The organism is Stenotrophomonas rhizophila (assembly GCF_003651185.1).
Classification (GTDB): Bacteria; Pseudomonadota; Gammaproteobacteria; order Xanthomonadales; family Xanthomonadaceae; genus Stenotrophomonas; species Stenotrophomonas maltophilia_Z.
This window is the reverse complement of the sequence record NZ_RCDC01000004.1, coordinates 206,541-222,723: the sequence shown is the minus strand read 5'-3', so window position 1 is coordinate 222,723 and position 16,183 is coordinate 206,541. Positions and strand designations below refer to the sequence as shown.

Genomic DNA, 16,183 nt, shown 5'->3' with positions numbered 1-16,183 from the left:
GACGTTCACATCGGCAGCCTGGGGCCGCCAGATGGGGAGATCAGGCGACCGCGAGCGGCCGCCGGGTGTTGAGCGTGTGCGACTGGCCCTTGGCATCGTACGACGCGGCATCTTCGCTGCGGCCGAGCTGGCGCAATGCCCAGTTGACCTCGCGGCGGCGCCGTGAAAGCAGTACGCCGTTGGCACGGTTGCGCTCTGCCAGTTCCTGCACACGCTCGGCCTGGCCAAGCGGCAGCGCGGCTTCGAGTGCCCGCAACGCCTCCAGCTTGGCGCCGGTCGCGCGGATCAGGGCCTGCACGTCATGCTCGACCAATGCCTGGCGTTCGACGTCCAAGGCATCGCTGAGGCGCTGCAGCGGCTCGCTCATCGCCAGCTTCATCCCTGCAGCTGCTGGTCCAGCTCAAGCATGCGCGAGGCGATCGCGTCGGGATTGATCTTGTAGGTGCCGTTCTGCAGCGAGTCGCGCACGGCCTGGACACGGGCCGCGTCGATCGCCGGAGCCGTGGACAGTTCGCGCTGCATCGCCTGCAGGCTGGTGGCTTCGCCGGTCAGGCGCAGGCTGTCAGCGGCTTCCACCGGGCGGGCCGGGGCATCGGTGCTGACGCTCGGCTTGTTGCCGGGAGCGACGCTGCGCAGATGGGCGGTGGCCTGCAGGTTGCCGTCGATTTTCTGGCTCATGGAGTTGTCCTGGGAATGCGGTTCACAAGGGATAACGGCCGGTCGGGCGCCATCTTTAGGGGAATATTGCAGGTTTTACGGGAAATGTGGCCCGTATTCACAATCGTGTTCAGCGCGTCACTAAAACGTCACCGCTGGCTGCGACGGTGCCTTGCACGATCTTGCGGGACGACAGGTTCTCGACCGAGACCCGCTCATTCTCGCCGGCATCGGCCATGGCGCGCCCGGCCACCCGGACCTCCACCCCGCCCCGCCGCGACACCAGCGCGACACTGTCGCCCCGGCGCACCAGCCGCTGCGCGACCAGGTCATTGGCCGAGATCAGACTGCCAGCACTGAGGGTCCTGCGCGCCACGCGGCCGACGGCGGCGGCCGGATCGGCCAATGCAGCGCCGGCGATCCGGGCCGCATCACGCTGGCCAGTAGTGATATCGGCCGCCGACAGGGTTTCTCCAGCGGCCACGCCCCGATTGAGGATCAGCACGGTCTGGTTGCGACGCACCTTTACCGGCACGAACAGGCGCCAGCCGCCTGCATCCGGGCAGCTGACTTCCACGGTACTGGTGCCGGTCGGCTGGGCCGCCAGCGGCTGACCGCAGGCAGGCAGGCGCAGCGCCGAATCCAGGGTGGTGTCGCCCTCGCTGCCGGCCGGCAAGGTGCCGAGCGCGGCCTGGCGGATGCTATCCACCGGCTGCCAACCACCGGCCGCCCAGGCGGGCGCCGCCAGCAGCAGCGCGGCAAAGACAAGAGATCGCATGGGCACTCCATGGGCAAGGAACATGCGCAGCACGATGCAAGCCCCATGCCGAACCGCCCTCTACGCGGCGCTCAAGTCACCGCGGCTCCCGCCGATACCAAGCCCATGTCTCATGACCTGCTCAACCGCATCGACCAGCGTACGCGCCTGGCCGGCCACAATCGTCTGGCCCTGCTGCTGTTCCGGCTGGGGGGACGTCAGCTTTTTGGCGTGAATGTGTTCAAGGTGCAGGAAGTCCTGCGGCGCCCGGATCTGTTCCAGGTGCCCGGGCTGCCCAGCCAGTTCGCCGGTGTGGCCGATGTGCGTGGCCGCTCGGTGCCGGTGCTGGACCTGGGCCTGGCGATCGGACATCCCGAGCGTGAGCCCGATGCCGACAAGGCGCCGGGCTACCTGGTGGTGACCGAGTTCAACCGCTCCATCCAGGGCTTCCTGGTCAGCGGTGTGGAACGCATCGTCAACATCGCGGTGGAAGACATCCACCCGCCACCGGAACTGGGCGCCGAATCTAGCTACCTGACGGCGGTGACCCGCTTCCAGGGTGAGCTTATCCAGGTGATCGACGTGGAAAGCGTGCTGGCCGACATCGCCGAGATCCGTGGCGAAGCGGTGCTGGACCCCTCCATGGCCTTGCCTCCCGATGCCCCGCCGATGCAGGTGCTGGTGGTGGACGATTCGCGCGTGGCCCGCCAGCAGATCCGCAGCGTGCTGGACCAGCTGGGGGTCGGGGCGACCCTGCTTTCGGACGGCAAGCAGGCGCTGGACCACCTGCTGCAGATCCACGCCTCGGGCGAAAACCCGGCCGAGCGCTACGCCATGGTGATCTCCGATATCGAGATGCCGGCGATGGATGGTTACACCCTGACGACGGAAATCCGGCGTCACCCGGGTCTGGCCGGCCTGTACGTGCTGCTGCACACGTCCTTGTCGGGCGTGTTCAACAACGCGATGGTCGAACGGGTCGGCGCGAACGCCTTCGTGGCCAAGTACTCCCCGCATGAGCTGGCGGACTTCCTGCTGGACCGCCTGCGCAAGGTCGCAATGGCGGCGTAAGGGGCGGCCGGCCCTGGTGTCGGCGCCCTTCCTCCGGTGGGTTGACGGCATCCACGCATGGCGTGGATCTACCCGGCCCTGCGGGTCGGTGGATTTTCCCGGCGTGAATGATGCCGCCGGGCACCGGCCCCTCCCCTCTGGCGCCCCTCTGGCACGCCGCTTGCACTGCCCCAGGCATCGTCCCGTGGGAGTGCGTCATGCCCAATCTGATTTCGAACTATCTGGGTGTCCATGCCCAGGCCATGCCGTTGCGCGAGCAGCGGATGAAGCTGATCGCCAGCAACCTGAGCAATGCCGACACCCCCGGGTACAAGGCCCAGGACCTGGGCTTCGATGCCGCCCTGCGCAACGCCCAAGGGCTGGATGGCAACGGCCTGCTGAAGACCACCAGTGAAAAACACTATGAGATCGGCGGCGGGTTGAACCCGTTCCAGATCGCCAAGGAAGGCGTGCAGCCGAGCATCGACGGCAACACCGTCGACCCGGATGCCGAGCGTGCCGCCTACGGCCGCGCCGCGCTGGAGTACCGCGCCTCGCTGAGCTTCGTCGAATCCAAGGTGCGCTCCATGCTCACCGCGATCACGGGGCAATAAGCCATGAGCAATCTGCCCATTTTCGATATCGCCGGTTCCGCGCTGCAGGCGCAGTCCGTGCGCATGAGCACCATCGCCTCCAATCTCTCCAACGCCGACACCGTCGCCGGTTCGGCCGATGCGGTCTACAAGCCGCTGGAGCCGATCTTCCAGTCGGTGACCAGCCGCACCGACCCGAACATCACCACGGTGCAGGTCAAGGAAATCAGCCAGAGCAACGCCGCGCCGATCCAGCGCTACGAGCCGGGCCACCCGCTGGCCGATGCCGATGGCTACATCTACCAGCCCGACGTGGACCCGGTCGCGCAGATGGTCAACCTGATCTCGACCTCGCGCAATTACCAGGCCGGCGTGGAGATGCTGACCACCGCCAAGGAACTGGCACTGGCCACGCTGACCATGGGTCGCTGACCCTCTTACCGCAGGAATCCCCTCCCATGAGCAGCACCAACGGCGTTGGCCAGAACAGCAGCGACATCTACAGCGCGCTGGGCCTGAACGCGCCCAACAGCGACACCAGCAAGAAAAAGAGCACCCTGGACCAGGCCGATTTCATGCGCCTGATGACCGAGCAGCTGCGTCACCAGGATCCGCTCAAGCCGATGGACAACACCCAGATGGTCGCGCAGATGGCGCAGCTGTCGCAGGTCCAGGGCATCACCGACCTCAACAACACGGTCAAGGGCTTCCAGGATTCGATGTCCAGCGACCAGATCCTGCGCGGCGCGGCCCTGGTCGGCCACGAAGTGCTGGTGCCGTCGGAGAAGCTCGCGCTGGAGAAGGACGGCGATGTCACCGGCATGGTCGCCGCCCCCGGCGCCGGCTTCGTGACGGTGGACATCACCGATGCCAACGGCGTCAAGGTCAACCAGATCAGCGTGGAAGCCAAGGCCTCCGGCGAAGTCACCTTCGACTGGGACGGCAAGGACGCCAACGGCAACCGCATGGCCGAAGGCACCTACACCATCGCCGCCTCGCATACCGATACCGCCGGCACCAAGACCAAGCTCAACACCTACGTGCAGGCCCCGGTGGAGAGCGTCACGGTCGGCACGGACGGCCTGTACCTCAACCTCAAGGGTCTGGGCACGGCCCCGATCGACTACGTGCTCCGCATCAGCTGAGCCGCCTTACCCGCATCCACAGGAGCATCCCATGGGCTTCAACGTCTCGTTGTCCGGCATCAACGCAGCCAATGCCGATCTGAACGTCACGGCGAACAACATCGCCAACGTCAACACCACCGGCTTCAAGCAGTCGCGCGCCGAGTTCGCCGATCTGTTCTCGGCCACCAGCTATGGCCTGTCCAAGAACGCGGTCGGCTCGGGCGTGCGCCTGACCAACGTCGCCCAGCAGTTCTCGCAGGGCAACAACGAACAGACCGGGCGCAGCCTGGATATGGCCATTTCCGGCGAGGGCTTCTTCACCCTGACCATGAACGGTGCCCGCGTGTACTCGCGCGCCGGCAACTTCCAGACCGACCAGGCCGGCTACGTGACCAACCCGCAGGGCGCGCGCCTGCAGGTGTTCGCGCCCAATGCCGACGGCACCAACTTCGATGCCGGCCGCCTGACCGATCTGCAGCTGCTGACCACCGACAGCCCGCCCAAGCAGACCGGCAAGGTCGATGTCAGCTTCACCCTGCCGGCCAACGCCAAGGAACCGACGGTTGGTACCTTCGACCCGACCGATTCCAACAGCTACAGCCACTCCACCGGCGGCATCACCGTGTACGACTCGCTGGGCGTGAGCCACACCCAGACCTCGTACTTCGTGAAGACCGAAAACCCGAACGAATGGCAGGTCTACAACTACGTGGACGGCAAGGCCGCCGGTACGCCGACGCTGCTGAAGTTCTCCGACAGCGGCGCGCTGACCGAGCCGACCAACGGCCAGATCGTCATGGATCCGTTCACCCCGACCACCGGCGCCGGCGTGCTGTCGATGTCGCTGAACCTCAGCGGCTCCACCCAGTACGGCGAGAAGTTCGCGCTGCGCAACACCCAGCAGGACGGCTACGCGGCCGGCAAGCTCAACGAGATCACCGTCTCCGAGGAAGGCATCGTCTACGCGCGCTACTCCAATGGCGATGACAAGCCGCTGGGCCAGGTCGCACTGACCACCTTCAACAACGCACAGGGCCTGGAAGCCAAGGGCAACAACCTGTGGGTGGAGAGTTTCGCCTCCGGCACCCCGCGCACCGGTTCGCCGGACAGCTCCAACCTGGGCAAGATCCAGGCCGGTTCGCTGGAAGCCTCCACGGTCGACCTGACCGAGCAGCTGGTCAACATGATCACTGCCCAGCGCAACTTCCAGGCCAACTCGCAGATGGTCTCCACGCAGGACCAGATCACCCAGACCATCATCAACCTGCGTTGATGAGCCACTGACCGCAACACGGGATTACACCGATGGACAAGGCACTCTACGTCGCGATGACCGGTGCACGCGCTTCCCTGCAGGCGCAGGGCACGCTCTCGCACAACCTGGCCAACACCGACACCCCCGGCTTCAAGGAGGCGCTCGCCAACACCGAGGCCTTCCCGATCAAGGGGACCGGCTACGCCTCGCGCGTGGATGCCCTGCACGTGGACGCCGGCTTCAACCGGCGCATGGGCGCCCAGCAGATCACCGGCAACCCGCTGGATCTGTCGCTGCAGGCCGGCAACTGGCTGGCCGTGCAAGCACCCGGCGCCAATGCCGGTGAGGCGTATACCCGGGGTGCGGCGCTCTCGATCACGCCCAATGGCCAGCTGGTGACCGCCGGCGGCCATCCGGTGCTGGATGAGAACAGCAATCCGATCGCGATCCCTCCGCACCAGGCGATGGACATCGGCAACGACGGCACGATCTCGATCATTCCGCTGGGCGAAGGCCCGCAGACGATGGCCAACGTTGGTCGCATCCGCGTGGTGCAGGCCGACGACGCACGGCTGGAGCGTGGCCTGGACGGGCTGATGCGCAACACCGATCCGCAGCAGCCGTTCGTGCAGGCCCAGGGCAAGTCGCTGGAAAGCGGCCAGCTGGAAGGCAGCAATGTGGATGCCGCCGGTGCGCTGGTGCAGATGATCCAGCTGCAGCGCCAGTACGAAATGCAGGTGAAGGTGATCAAGCACGGCGACGACAACGCCCGCAGCGCCAACAGCCTGCTGCGCCTGGGCGGCTGACCATCGCCGGTGACGTAATCCCGGCGCGGTTCTGGCACGCGCCATGCATTGCCCTTCGCAAGGGCCGCACCACGCGGCCATCCGCTACAACACAGGAATGACGCCATGAACCAGGCATTGTGGATCGCCAAGACCGGACTGGATGCGCAGCAGACGCGCATGTCGGTGGTTTCCAACAACCTCGCCAACACCAACACCACCGGTTTCAAGCAGGACCGTGCCAGCTTTGAAGATCTGCTGTACCAGCAGGTCCGCCAGCCCGGCGGCGCTTCCTCGGCGCAGACGCAGTTGCCCTCGGGCCTGCAGCTGGGCACCGGTGTGCGCGTGGTCGCCACCTCCAAGAACTTCGAGCAGGGCAGCCAGCAGCAGACCGGCCGCGCGCTGGATGTGATGGTCAACGGCCGCGGCTTCTTTGAAGTGCAGATGCCGGATGGTTCTTCGGCCTATACCCGCGATGGCTCGTTCCAGCGCAACCAGGATGGCGAGCTGGTCACCAACAGCGGCTACCCGGTGCAGCCGGGCATCCAGATTCCGGAAGGCGCGCAGTCGCTCACCATCGGCACCGACGGCACCATCAGCGTGAAGATGGCCGACGACGCCGCCTCGGTGGAAATCGGCGCGCTGACCCTGACCGACTTCGTCAATCCGGCGGGCCTGCAGGCCCGCGGTGAAAACCTGTTCCTGGAAACCACCGCCTCCGGCCCGGCGCAGAACGGCAACCCCGGCCTCAACGGCCTGGGCACCGTGGTGCAGGGTGCGCTGGAAGGCAGCAACGTCAACGTGGTGGAAGAACTGGTCTCGATGATCGAAACCCAGCGCGCCTACGAAATGAACGCCAAAGCGATCTCCACCACCGACGCGATGCTCGGCTATCTCAACCAGAACGTCTGATCGGTCGACCCGGGAACCTGCCATGTCGCGTCTTGCCCCTACCCTCCGCCTGCTCGCCGCCGCCGTCATCGTCTCCACCCTGAGTGGCTGCGTGATCGCCGGCGATGTCCGGCCCTACCCGGCCATGGCGCCGGTCGAACCGATCATGCCGCCCTCGGCCCAGGCCACGGCCGGGGCAATCTACGCTGCCGGCCCGGGCCTGCAGCTGTACTCGGACCGGCGCGCCCGCGATGTCGGTGACCTTCTCACGATCACCCTGACCGAGAGCACCACCGCGCAGACCACCGCCAACACCTCCACCTCGAAAGAGTCAGAGCTGAGCATCGGCACGCCGACGATCTTCGGTGCCCCGGTCACGCTGGGCGGCAAGGACATCCTCAGTGCCAGCGCCGCCGGCTCGCGCGATTTCACCGGCAAGGGCACCAGCGCGCAGAGCAACCGCCTGCAGGGCAGCGTGACCGTCACGGTGATCCAGCGCCTGCCCAACGGCAACCTGGTGGTACAGGGCGCCAAGAACCTGCGCTTGAACCGCGGCGATGAGCTGGTGCAGGTGCAGGGCATCGTACGCGCGGCGGACATCTTCCCGGACAACACCATTCCTTCCAGCCGTGTTGCCGATGCCCGCATCGTCTACGGCGGCCGCGGTGCGATCGCCCAATCCAATGCGATGGGCTGGTTGAGCCGCTTCTTCAACTCGGCGCTGGCGCCGTACTGAGCCTGACATGACTTTCTTCCTTTCCCTCATTTGCCGTCAGCGAAGCGCCGAAGCGTGCCCAGAGGCGGCGCGGTCAGATCCGGGCGCGTGGCGACGCCTCGAGCCGACCGGCGCCCTCTGGTCATGGGGCGCGGCGTCGCGCTACACGACACGCGCCATCGTGGCGCTGCTGGCCGTGTTCGCGCTGGCTGCGCCTGCTTCCGCCGAGCGCATCAAGGACCTGGCCCAGGTCGGCGGCGTGCGCGGCAATGCGCTGGTCGGCTACGGCCTGGTGGTTGGCCTGGATGGCAGCGGCGACCGCACCAGCCAGGCCCCCTTCACCGTGCAGAGCCTGAAGAATCTGCTCGGCGAACTCGGCGTGAACGTGCCCGCGAACGTCAATCCTCAGCTGAAGAACGTGGCGGCCGTGGCGATCCATGCCGAACTGCCGCCGTTCGCCAAGCCCGGCCAGCCGATCGACATCACCGTTTCCTCGGTGGGCAACGCGGTCTCGCTGCGCGGCGGCTCGCTGCTGATGGCGCCGCTGCGCGGTGCCGATGGTCAGGTCTATGCGATCGCCCAGGGCAACCTGATCGTCGGCGGCTTCGGCGTGCAGGGCAAGGATGGCTCGCGCGTCTCGGTCAACGTGCCCAGCGTCGGCCGCATTCCGAACGGCGCGACCGTCGAACGTGCATTGCCGGACGTGTTCAGCGGTGGTGGCGACATCACCCTGAACCTGCACAAGAACGACTTCACCACCGTCTCGCGGATGGTCTCGGCATTGAACAATGCGTTCGGTGAAGGCGCCGCCCGCGCGATCGATGGCGTCACCGTTGCGGTCAACGCACCCTCTGATCCGGGCGCACGCATCGGTCTGCTGGCTCGTATCGAAAACCTGGAACTCACTCCCGGCAGTGCGCCGGCCAAGGTGGTGGTCAATTCGCGGACCGGCACCGTGGTGATCGGTGCGCAGGTCCGCGTCGGCGCGGCCGCGATCTCGCACGGCTCGCTTACGGTGACCATCAACGAGAATCTCAACGTCAGCCAGCCGGGCGCGTTCAGCGGCGGCCAGACGGCGGTCACGCCCCAGTCGACCATCACCGCGACCAACGATGGCAGCCGCATGTTCAAGTTCAGCGGCGGCACCACGCTGGATGAAATCGTGCACGCGGTGAACGCCGTGGGCGCCGCCCCGGGCGATCTGATCGCCATCCTGGAAGCCCTCAAGCAGGCCGGCGCGCTCAGCGCCGAACTCGAGGTGATCTGACATGCGCATTCAACCGGCCCTGGAACTCAATCCCGCCCAGCCCAACAGCCCGGCCAAGGTCGACAAGGTCGCCCGGCAGCTGGAAGGCCAGTTCGCGCAGATGCTGATCAAGAGCATGCGTGAAGCGAGCTTCGGCGATTCGCTGTTCCCCGGCGAAAACACCATGTTCCGCGAAATGTACGACCAGAAGATCGCCGATGCGATGACCCGCGGCCGTGGCCTGGGGCTGTCGAGCATGATCGCGCGCCAGCTGGGTGGCGCCGAGGGCGAGACGGCCAAGCCGGTCGATACCACGCTCAACCCGGCCGCCGCCCTGCGTGCCTATCAGCTCAATGCACCGGCCGCCGCCATGCCGCTGCCGGCCAGCACCGCACCGGCCGCGCCGCGCGAGGTTGACCTGCTGCAGCAGCTCGGCGGTGGTGAGCCGTCGGCCGTGCTGCAGCCGATGGAGCGTGCCCTGGACCTGATTGCCGGCCGTGAAAGCAGCCAGATGCATGAGGCGATCGGCCGCAGCGATCCCTACGCGGCAGTCGCCGATACCGATCCGGCCAGCGCCCACTGGGCCATGGCCGATGACCGCTGGACCGGCGTCAACCGCACTGCGGCCACCGGCCCGAGCGCCGCCGATACCCTGGCGGCCAACACGGCTGCCGCCGAGCTCGGCCCGCACACGCCGGAAGGCTTCGTGGCCAGCATCTGGGGCCATGCCCAGCAGGCCGCACGCGAACTCGGCGTGGATGCCAAGGCGCTGGTCGCCCAGGCCGCACTGGAAACCGGCTGGGGCCGCAAGCTGGTCCGGCGCAGTGGTGGCGACAGCTCGCACAATCTGTTCGGGATCAAAGCCAACGGCTGGCAGGGCGAACGTGCCACCAGCGGCACCCATGAATACGTCAACGGCGTGCGCCGTAACGAAACGGCGAGCTTCCGCGCCTACAACTCGGTCGGCGAGAGCTTCGCCGACTACGTGCGCCTGCTGAAGACCAGCCCGCGCTACCAGAACGCCCTCCAGGCCGGCAGCAACGTGCGCAGCTTCGCGCAGGGGCTGCAGCGCGCCGGCTACGCCACCGACCCGACCTACGCGGCCAAGATCGCCGCGATCGCCGGCGGCCCGACCATCGAGCGCGCCGTCGCGGCGGTGAGCGATGCCGGCGAGCGCCTGGGCCGCACCTTTGCCAGCACCGCCAGCCCGACCGGGCTGGGTGTCATCCGTCGTTGAGGTAATCCATGTCCAGCGTACTCTCCACCGGCACCAGCGCCCTGCTCGCTTTCCAGCGGGCCCTGGCGACCACCAGCCACAACGTCGCCAACATCAAGACCCCGGGCTACAGCCGGCAGAAGGTGGACTTCGCCACGGCCGACCCGCAGAACTACGGGTACGGCGACGTGGGCAATGGCACCCGCATCACCGACGTCCGCCGGGTGGCGGACCAGCTGGCGATCTCGCGGCTGCTCGATGGCAGCGGTGAACTGGCGCGCCTGAAGCAGCTCTCGACCATGGCCGATCGCGTGGATGCGATGTTCTCCGACACCGCGACCAACGTCGCCGGGGTGTGGTCCAACTTCTTCGATTCGGTCAGCGGGCTGTCCTCCAATGCCTCCGGCAGTGCCGACCGGCAGAACATGCTGGACAGCGGCAAGACCCTGGCCAACCGCTTCCAGCAGCTCAACACCCAGCTCAACAACCTCAATGGCGAGGTCAACAACGGTCTGATCGCCGGCGCCACCGAGATCAACCGGTTGGCCCAGGAGATTGCCCAGCTCAATGGGTCGATCGGCGGCAATGCCGCGACCGCCGCGCCGGATCTGCTCGACCGCCGCGACCAGCTGATCGCCAATCTGGTCGGCTACACCGGCGGCACCGCGGTGATGCAGGACGGCGGGCTGATGAACGTCTACACCGCCGGCGGCCAGGCGCTGGTGGTCGGCACCACGGCCTCCAAGGTCACCACCGTCACCGATCCCTATCAGCCCGAGCGGCTGCAGCTGGCGCTGGAAAGCCAGGGCCAGAAGATCACCATCGAGGGCAAGACGCTCGGTGGCCAGATCGGTGGCCTGCTGGAGTTCCGCGACACCGTGCTGACCCCGGCCCAGGCCGAACTGGGCAAGCTGGCGATCGGCATGGCCAGCAGCTTCAACGACGTCCACCGCCAGGGCGCGGATCTGTACGGCAACATGGGCGGTGACTTCTTCACCATCGGCAACCCACGCATCACCGCCAACAGCGCCAACGTCGGCACCGCCAGCATGAGCGCCAGCTTCGGCGACCTCTCCAAGCTGGACGGCCAGAACATCGTGATGAAGTTCGATGGCACCCAGTGGCAGGCCACCCGCGCCGACACCGGCGCCGCCATCCCGATGACCGGCGCCGGCACCGCAGCCGACCCGCTGTTACTCAACGGCGTAGCGCTGGTCATGAGCGGCACGCCGGCCAAGGACGACCGCTTCCTGCTGCAGCCCACCGCAGGCGTGGCCGGCAGCATGGCCGTGGCGATCACCGATACCTCGCGCATCGCCGCCGCCGCCCCGATCAAGGGCACCGCCGCGATGGCGAACACCGGCACCGGCAAGCTCACCGGGGTCAAGGTGACCGACCCGGACAACGCCGCCCTGCGTAATCCGGCGGCGATCGTGTTCATCAGTGCCACCGAATACACCATCGATGGCGGCCCCCCCAGCACCTACACCGCCGGCCAGACCATCACCGCCAACGGCTGGAGCTTTGTCCTCGACGGCGCGCCCAAGACCGGCGACACCTTCAACATCGGGCCGACCCCGGCCGGTTCCTCGGACAACAGCAATGCCTTGCTGCTGGCCAAGGTCGAGCAGGCCAAGACCTTCAATGCGGGCACGGTCACGCTCAGCGGCGCGCTCGGCGGCCTGACCACCCAGGTCGGCGCGGCCGCACGCTCTGCGGAGTACTCGCTGATGGCGCAACAGGTGATCACCGACCAGGCCCAGGCCGCGCGCGACTCGATCTCCGGCGTGAACCTGGATGAGGAGGCCTCGGACATGCTCCGCCTGCAGCAGGCCTACCAGGCCGCCTCGCAGCTGATCTCCACTGCCGACAACATGTTCCAGACCATCCTCGGAGCCGTCTCGCGATGAACAACCGCATTTCCACCGGGATGATGTTCAATCAGTCGGTGTCCCTGATGCTCGCCTCGCAGGCGAAGATGAACCATCTGGAGCGCCAGATCGCCACCGGCAGCAAGATCGTGTCGGCCAAGGACGACCCGGTCTCGGCCGGCAGCGCGGTCGGCCTGGACCGCACCCTGGCTTCGCTGGACCGCATGCAGCTCAACGCCGGCAACGTGCAGAACCGGCTGGGGCTGCAGGAAAACGCGCTGGCCCAGGTGGGCGACATGATGGGCCGCATCACCGAGTTGACCATCTACGCCAACAACCCGGGCCTGGCCGCCGCCGACAAGCAATCGATGGTCACGGAAATCGAAGCGATCCGCGGCAATCTGCTCGCGGTGGCCAACAGTACCGACGGTACCGGCCGCTATCTCTTCGGTGGTACGGATGACGGCAGCCCGCCCTTCAGCCAGGTGGATGGCCGCATCGTCTACAACGGCGACCAGAACCAGCGCGAGGTGGAGGTTGGCCCGGACACCTACGTGAAGGACGCCCTGCCCGGCAGCGAGATCTTCATGCGCATCGTCACCGGCGACGGGCATGTGAATGGCAAGGCCAGCCCCGGCAATACCGGCAGCGCCGTGCTGACCAACATCACCCGCGACAGCGACGGCAGCTGGAATGGAGAAGGCTTCAGCGTGCGCTTCACTGGCGCCGACAGCTATGACCTGCTGGATGCCGGTGGCGCCGTAGTGTCCAGCGGCACGCTCAAGACCGGCGACGACCTGGTGGTCAACGGCGTGCGCCTTCACATCGAAGGTGCGCCCGCCGCGGGCGATATCGTCGAGGTCAGCCCCGCGTCCAGCCGCGACATCTTTGGCACCCTGGATTCGCTGATCGGCGCACTGAAGATGGATACCGGTACCCCCGCCCAGCAGGCAGCCCAGCAGAACCTGCTGCAGAGCGGCCTGCGCGACGTGGCCCGCGCCTCGGAGCGGATGATCGACTCCCGCGCCGCCGGCGGCGCCCAGCTCAAGGCGCTGGACAACGCCTCGGACATGCGGGAATCGAACGTCGTCACGCTCAAGACCACCCTCTCGCAGATGCGCGACCTGGACTACGCCGATGCACTGAGCCAGTACCAGCTGGAGAAGACCGCCCTGCAGGCGGCCCAGACGCTGTTCTCGCAGATGCAGTCGATGTCGCTGTTCAACATGATCCGCTGACCCCCCTGCAACCCGGGTTGGCCTGAAGGCCGCGATGCTTTGAGCATCGCGGCCTTTTTCGTTTTGGGGCGTGAAATCGGGCCGCCTCCGCCTCCCCTGCAGATCCGCGTGAATCTCCGCCTAAAGGTTGTTGACAAAGCGCCGTTATTGATTTGGCAACAGCGAAGCACACAGCCAAAAACAAAAAAACGGCGGCGCTTCGTTCCATTCACCACCGGGATTCCAATAAGGGAGACGACCCATGGCACAGGTAATCAACACCAATACGATGTCGCTCAACGCTCAGCGCAACCTGAGCACCAGCGGCAGCTCGCTCGCTACCACCATCCAGCGCCTGTCGTCGGGCCTGCGCATCAACAGCGCAAAAGACGACGCCGCCGGCCTGGCAATCTCCGAGCGCTTCGGCACCCAGATCCGCGGCACCGATGTCGCGATCCGCAACGCCAATGACGGCATCTCGCTGGCCCAGGTCGCCGAAGGTTCGCTGAGCGAGATCGGCAACAACCTGCAGCGCGTCCGTGAACTGGCTGTGCAGGCCTCCAACGCCACCAACTCGGCCAGCGACCGCAAGGCACTGCAGGCCGAAGTGACCCAGCTGGTCAGCGAAATCGACCGCGTGGCCAAGCAGTCCGACTTCAACGGCACCAAGCTGCTGGACGGCAGTTTCACCAGCCAGCTGTTCCAGGTAGGTGCGAATGCGGGTCAGGCGATCGCGATCAACAGCGTCGTGGATGCAAAGGCGACCTCTTTGGGCGCCACCACCTTCGTCGACGCCGGCAGCATCACGCTCAACGCGGCAGCAGTTACCACTGCAGCGGGAAAGATCGAAGGCGTGATGGTGGGTGAGATCAGCATCGGCGATGTCGAGTTCGACTACACCGTCCCCGCCGGCACCACGGCGGAACAAGCGGCGACCGCGACCAAGAATCAGGAAAACGCCACCAAGGCCATGATGGCGGCCATCAACGGCAAGTTGAGTGAAACCGGTCTGCATGCTGCACAACAGACCGACGCGGCGGGTGTTGCCACTCCTGGTGTCATTACCCTGACCTCGATCAAGGCAGACAACAAGGTGGCCGACGTGGCCGTTACTTCCGCTGGGACGCCTCCCGCCGCCTTGAACACGCCTGCCGCGGGTGGCGGTCCGTCGCATGTCTCTGACATCAAGATCGACACCGTTGCCGGCGCCCAGCAGGCTCTGGAAATCGTCGACAAGGCGCTGGAATCCGTCAACAGCGTCCGCGCCGACCTCGGCGCCATCCAGAACCGCTTCACCTCGGTGGTGGCCAACCTGCAGACCTCCTCGGAAAATCTGTCGGCCTCGCGGAGCCGCATCCGCGACACCGATTTCGCCAAGGAAACCGCGGAACTGACCCGTACCCAGATCCTGCAGCAGGCCGGCACCGCCATGCTGGCCCAGGCCAACCAGGTTCCCCAGAACGTGCTCAGCCTGTTGCAGCGCTGACATGCGACGCCCCTGAAGCACGTCAGGGGCGGCTAACCCAACTCACGTGCAACTGCTCAAGGACCCTTCCTCATGGCACAAGTCATCAACACCAACACGATGTCGTTGAATGCTCAGCGTAACCTGAGCACCAGCGGCAGCTCCCTGGCCACCACCATCCAGCGCCTGTCGTCGGGTTCGCGCATCAACAGCGCCAAGGACGACGCCGCCGGCCTGGCGATCTCCGAGCGCTTCGGCACCCAGATCCGCGGTACCGATGTGGCCATCCGCAATGCCAACGACGGCATCTCGCTGGCCCAGGTCGCCGAAGGTTCGCTGAGCGAAATCGGCAACAACCTGCAGCGTATCCGTGAGCTGTCGGTCCAGTCGTCCAACGCCACCAATTCCGCCAGCGACCGCAAGGCCCTGCAGGCTGAAGTCACCCAGCTGGTCAGTGAAATCGACCGTGTGGCCAAGCAGTCTGACTTTAACGGCACCAAGCTGCTGGATGGCTCGTTCTCGAGTCAGCTGTTCCAGGTCGGCGCCAACGCCGGCCAGGCAATTGCCATCGACAAGGTGGTGAACGCGAAGACCGACTCGCTCGGAAGTGGCGCCTTCTCGTCGGACGGCACCTTGACCATGGCCGCGGCGACAGCCTTGGCCGACGGCAAGATCGAGGGCGTCAAGATCGGCGACATCGATCTCGGAACTATCACCTTCGAACAGGGCACTAGCAGCAACCCGGATACCACCGCAGCCGCGACCGAGTCCGCTGCAGCTACCGTGCAGAATGCGCTTAACGCTGTCGTCGCAGCAGTCAATGCCAAGATCGGCGAGACGGGCGTGCACGCAGCGCAGGCGGTCAATAGCACCACCGGCGCAGCTACTGCTGGTGTGATCACCCTCAGTTCGGTCAAGGTTGATCTAGACACTGCTGGCGTCGCCGCCGCAAAGGTCGACCTCGGCACTGCAACCGCATTCGCCGTCACGGCTGACATCGGCGCGGGTACCGACAGCGCCGCCAACTTGTCCTCGCTGAACATCGGCACTGTAGTCGGTGCCCAGCGCGCCCTGGAAGTAGTTGACAAGGCACTGGAATCGATCAATAGCACCCGTGCAGACCTCGGCGCCATCCAGAACCGCTTCACCTCGGTGGTGGCCAACCTGCAGACCTCGACCGAAAACCTGTCCGCGTCGCGTAGCCGCATCAAGGACACGGATTTCGCCAAGGAAACCGCAGAGCTGACCCGCACCCAGATCCTGCAGCAGGCCGGTACGGCCATGCTGGCCCAGGCCAACCAGGTGCCGCAGAACGTGCTCAGCCTGCTGCGCTGATCC

At 66.3% G+C, this 16,183-nt stretch carries 17 protein-coding genes; 14 read left to right on the top strand and 3 right to left on the bottom strand.

From position 1 onward, the window contains the following. Nucleotides 1-40 precede the first annotated feature (40 nt). The 3 genes from BCL79_RS01040 to flgA all read right to left on the bottom strand — a co-directional run bounded on the left by BCL79_RS01040 (nucleotide 41) and on the right by flgA (nucleotide 1,435). Entirely contained in the window at nucleotides 41-373 is a 333-nt protein-coding gene (locus BCL79_RS01040) for a flagellar protein FlgN (RefSeq protein WP_183073736.1), read from the bottom strand. Nucleotides 374-375: 2 nt separating this feature from the next. Then, the gene (gene flgM, locus BCL79_RS01035; protein WP_088435084.1) at nucleotides 376-678 is read right to left on the bottom strand and encodes a flagellar biosynthesis anti-sigma factor FlgM; all 303 of its coding nucleotides are present in this window, start codon (nucleotides 676-678) and stop codon (nucleotides 376-378) included. A gap of 109 nt (nucleotides 679-787) precedes the next feature. After that, entirely contained in the window at nucleotides 788-1,435 is a 648-nt protein-coding gene (flgA, locus tag BCL79_RS01030; RefSeq protein ID WP_121036764.1) for a flagellar basal body P-ring formation chaperone FlgA, read from the bottom strand. A gap of 105 nt (nucleotides 1,436-1,540) precedes the next feature. Between flgA and BCL79_RS01025 the strand changes: the two genes are divergently transcribed. The 14 genes from BCL79_RS01025 (at nucleotide 1,541) to BCL79_RS00960 (ending at nucleotide 16,180) form a co-directional block, all read left to right on the top strand. Further along, nucleotides 1,541-2,485: a chemotaxis protein gene (locus BCL79_RS01025; RefSeq protein WP_070471614.1), complete on the top strand. Its 945-nt coding sequence runs from the start codon at nucleotides 1,541-1,543 to the stop codon at nucleotides 2,483-2,485. A gap of 197 nt (nucleotides 2,486-2,682) precedes the next feature. Further along, nucleotides 2,683-3,078, top strand: a complete 396-nt coding sequence (flgB, locus tag BCL79_RS01020; RefSeq protein WP_121036763.1) for a flagellar basal body rod protein FlgB — start codon at nucleotides 2,683-2,685, stop codon at nucleotides 3,076-3,078. 3 nt (nucleotides 3,079-3,081) lie between these two features. Further along, entirely contained in the window at nucleotides 3,082-3,489 is a 408-nt protein-coding gene (gene flgC / locus BCL79_RS01015) for a flagellar basal body rod protein FlgC (protein ID WP_088435081.1), read from the top strand. A gap of 26 nt (nucleotides 3,490-3,515) precedes the next feature. After that, nucleotides 3,516-4,202, top strand: coding sequence for a flagellar hook capping FlgD N-terminal domain-containing protein (locus BCL79_RS01010; protein ID WP_121036762.1), 687 nt, complete (start codon nucleotides 3,516-3,518; stop codon nucleotides 4,200-4,202). 31 nt (nucleotides 4,203-4,233) lie between these two features. Continuing rightward, on the top strand, nucleotides 4,234-5,457 hold the full coding sequence (gene flgE / locus BCL79_RS01005; protein ID WP_121036761.1) for a flagellar hook protein FlgE: 1,224 nt from the start codon (nucleotides 4,234-4,236) through the stop codon (nucleotides 5,455-5,457). Nucleotides 5,458-5,489: 32 nt separating this feature from the next. After that, the gene (locus BCL79_RS01000; RefSeq protein ID WP_121036760.1) at nucleotides 5,490-6,245 is read left to right on the top strand and encodes a flagellar basal body rod protein FlgF; all 756 of its coding nucleotides are present in this window, start codon (nucleotides 5,490-5,492) and stop codon (nucleotides 6,243-6,245) included. A 105-nt stretch (nucleotides 6,246-6,350) separates the two neighbouring features. Then, a complete protein-coding gene (gene flgG / locus BCL79_RS00995) occupies nucleotides 6,351-7,136 on the top strand; it encodes a flagellar basal-body rod protein FlgG (protein WP_102788470.1) in 786 nt (261 codons plus the stop codon). Between the two features lie 22 nt (nucleotides 7,137-7,158). After that, a complete protein-coding gene (gene flgH / locus BCL79_RS00990) occupies nucleotides 7,159-7,851 on the top strand; it encodes a flagellar basal body L-ring protein FlgH (protein WP_121036759.1) in 693 nt (230 codons plus the stop codon). A gap of 157 nt (nucleotides 7,852-8,008) precedes the next feature. Beyond that, on the top strand, nucleotides 8,009-9,097 hold the full coding sequence (locus BCL79_RS00985; protein ID WP_121041040.1) for a flagellar basal body P-ring protein FlgI: 1,089 nt from the start codon (nucleotides 8,009-8,011) through the stop codon (nucleotides 9,095-9,097). A gap of 1 nt (nucleotide 9,098) precedes the next feature. Further along, nucleotides 9,099-10,313, top strand: a complete 1,215-nt coding sequence (gene flgJ / locus BCL79_RS00980) for a flagellar assembly peptidoglycan hydrolase FlgJ (protein WP_121036758.1) — start codon at nucleotides 9,099-9,101, stop codon at nucleotides 10,311-10,313. An 8-nt stretch (nucleotides 10,314-10,321) separates the two neighbouring features. Beyond that, on the top strand, nucleotides 10,322-12,202 hold the full coding sequence (gene flgK / locus BCL79_RS00975) for a flagellar hook-associated protein FlgK (RefSeq protein WP_121036757.1): 1,881 nt from the start codon (nucleotides 10,322-10,324) through the stop codon (nucleotides 12,200-12,202). After that, nucleotides 12,199-13,401 (top strand): flagellar hook-associated protein FlgL, encoded by a 1,203-nt coding sequence (flgL, locus tag BCL79_RS00970; RefSeq protein ID WP_121036756.1) that lies wholly within the window; start codon nucleotides 12,199-12,201, stop codon nucleotides 13,399-13,401. Before flgK ends, flgL begins: the two co-directional genes overlap by 4 nt. A gap of 241 nt (nucleotides 13,402-13,642) precedes the next feature. Continuing rightward, a complete protein-coding gene (locus BCL79_RS00965; RefSeq protein WP_121036755.1) occupies nucleotides 13,643-14,866 on the top strand; it encodes a flagellin in 1,224 nt (407 codons plus the stop codon). A 72-nt stretch (nucleotides 14,867-14,938) separates the two neighbouring features. Further along, nucleotides 14,939-16,180 (top strand): flagellin, encoded by a 1,242-nt coding sequence (locus tag BCL79_RS00960; protein WP_121036754.1) that lies wholly within the window; start codon nucleotides 14,939-14,941, stop codon nucleotides 16,178-16,180. The last annotated feature ends 3 nt before the right edge of the window (nucleotides 16,181-16,183 follow it).

Bases quoted from the DNA above. Each gene is read 5' to 3' on its own strand.
- flgM (WP_088435084.1), bottom strand. From the start codon at position 678: ATGAGCCAGAAAATCGACGGCAACCTGCAGGCCACCGCCCATCTGCGC.
- flgA (WP_121036764.1), bottom strand. From the start codon at position 1,435: ATGCGATCTCTTGTCTTTGCCGCGCTGCTGCTGGCGGCGCCCGCCTGG.
- BCL79_RS01025 (WP_070471614.1), top strand. From the start codon at position 1,541: ATGTCTCATGACCTGCTCAACCGCATCGACCAGCGTACGCGCCTGGCC.
- flgB (WP_121036763.1), top strand. From the start codon at position 2,683: ATGCCCAATCTGATTTCGAACTATCTGGGTGTCCATGCCCAGGCCATG.
- flgC (WP_088435081.1), top strand. From the start codon at position 3,082: ATGAGCAATCTGCCCATTTTCGATATCGCCGGTTCCGCGCTGCAGGCG.
- BCL79_RS01010 (WP_121036762.1), top strand. From the start codon at position 3,516: ATGAGCAGCACCAACGGCGTTGGCCAGAACAGCAGCGACATCTACAGC.
- flgE (WP_121036761.1), top strand. From the start codon at position 4,234: ATGGGCTTCAACGTCTCGTTGTCCGGCATCAACGCAGCCAATGCCGAT.
- BCL79_RS01000 (WP_121036760.1), top strand. From the start codon at position 5,490: ATGGACAAGGCACTCTACGTCGCGATGACCGGTGCACGCGCTTCCCTG.
- flgG (WP_102788470.1), top strand. From the start codon at position 6,351: ATGAACCAGGCATTGTGGATCGCCAAGACCGGACTGGATGCGCAGCAG.
- flgH (WP_121036759.1), top strand. From the start codon at position 7,159: ATGTCGCGTCTTGCCCCTACCCTCCGCCTGCTCGCCGCCGCCGTCATC.
- flgJ (WP_121036758.1), top strand. From the start codon at position 9,099: ATGCGCATTCAACCGGCCCTGGAACTCAATCCCGCCCAGCCCAACAGC.
- flgK (WP_121036757.1), top strand. From the start codon at position 10,322: ATGTCCAGCGTACTCTCCACCGGCACCAGCGCCCTGCTCGCTTTCCAG.
- flgL (WP_121036756.1), top strand. From the start codon at position 12,199: ATGAACAACCGCATTTCCACCGGGATGATGTTCAATCAGTCGGTGTCC.
- BCL79_RS00965 (WP_121036755.1), top strand. From the start codon at position 13,643: ATGGCACAGGTAATCAACACCAATACGATGTCGCTCAACGCTCAGCGC.
- BCL79_RS00960 (WP_121036754.1), top strand. From the start codon at position 14,939: ATGGCACAAGTCATCAACACCAACACGATGTCGTTGAATGCTCAGCGT.